The organism is Candidatus Obscuribacterales bacterium (assembly GCA_036703605.1).
Lineage (GTDB): Bacteria > Cyanobacteriota > Cyanobacteriia > RECH01 > RECH01 > RECH01.
The window spans coordinates 1-1,236 of record DATNRH010000825.1 but is presented as its reverse complement, the minus strand read 5'-3'; the positions used below and the strand labels follow the sequence as shown (position 1 = coordinate 1,236).

At 50.2% G+C, this 1,236-nt stretch carries 1 protein-coding gene; it reads left to right on the top strand.

Features of this window, described 5'->3' with window-relative positions; all coding sequences use genetic code 11:
• Window positions 1-540: 540 nt before the first annotated feature.
• A partial coding sequence (locus V6D20_17075) for a hypothetical protein (GenBank protein HEY9817494.1) occupies window positions 541-1,236 on the top strand: 696 nt, incomplete at its 3' end.

Here is a 1,236-nt window from a genome sequence, read left to right as displayed (position 1 = left end):
GTGACAACAAAGGGTTTATTCTGGTAACGTTTTTTCACCAAACGTGGCTATACTACAAACTTCTGATGGCTGGCTGGTACATGCGCATTTAGCGTCGTAATGGCGAGATTGTGCATATGAGAGACTGCATTTCTCAACAGTAAAGTACAAAACATATGCGTAAAACAGTCTTATGTAACCCCAGTGCGAGTTGCTTGGTGGTGTGGGGTCCTCAAGAGTTCTGCTGACAAATGGGCAAACAGCATCACAAATTCTTTCCTGTGCAAACTCGGGCCAGGCAGCGATCGGAAATACAACGGTAAATAGCGTTACTAATATGGGTAGATAAAACGCTACAACCACAAGTAGGCCCGCCGCCTCTTGCACCATCCGCCATCGCTGTTTCTTCTCTTCTAGCTGGGCATGCCTCAAGTAATGTGTCCGACCTTCATCCTCTAAAGCTAGGGCCCATATATGGTAAGCTAGATTCGGGTCATGCGCCATTAAACGCTAGTTCCTATTTGTAACCCTTACAAAAGGGTTAACTGATAAAGAGGAGGTATGCGTGGGCGCGAAAACATCGAGTATGCCAAACGCGGTGTGTGGATCTTTGTTGCCGTGTTTACCCTGGTGATGCTGCCTCATCAAGGGTGGAGCCCGACGGCGGCCCAGTTCACCCACACGTACGCGCTAAGTGAACCACCCGGGCAGTTGACCACCGAGAGGGGCACCTTTGACTTTATTGCCATGTTCTCCCTGGCCTTTGTGTGGCTCATCCCCATATCGGCCGCTTTCATGGCGAGTTATGTGGGGGTGCGCTGGATTGAGCTGACTCACATGATTATCACCTTTCTGCTCTGGTGCTGGTTTATTGCCGTCTTTTTGTGGCAGCTCGTCAGCATCGCCACGGCCAACCCCAACCCATTCAATCCAGCCGATGCAGGGGATAGCCTGATTAACCAGGCCAATGACGATAGATGGTGCAATGTATATGGTCCGCTTGGGATCAGGGCCCCCTGCTACCTCAACACGTTCAACACCACCAGCAGCCCCTACGTGGGTATGGAAAGCTTGGGTATCAACCCCAGCTATCTGTTTACCTTTATCATGAATCTTTTACTGGTGGTCCTCATCACAATAGAGTTCTTCTGGGTGATGTGCAGTTATCGGGTCATTGTCCACCAAGGCTTCATACAGATGATGGAGCCCAAGACGCTACTTTCTAGTAGAGCGCCCTACAAGTTGACCCGACCCAAG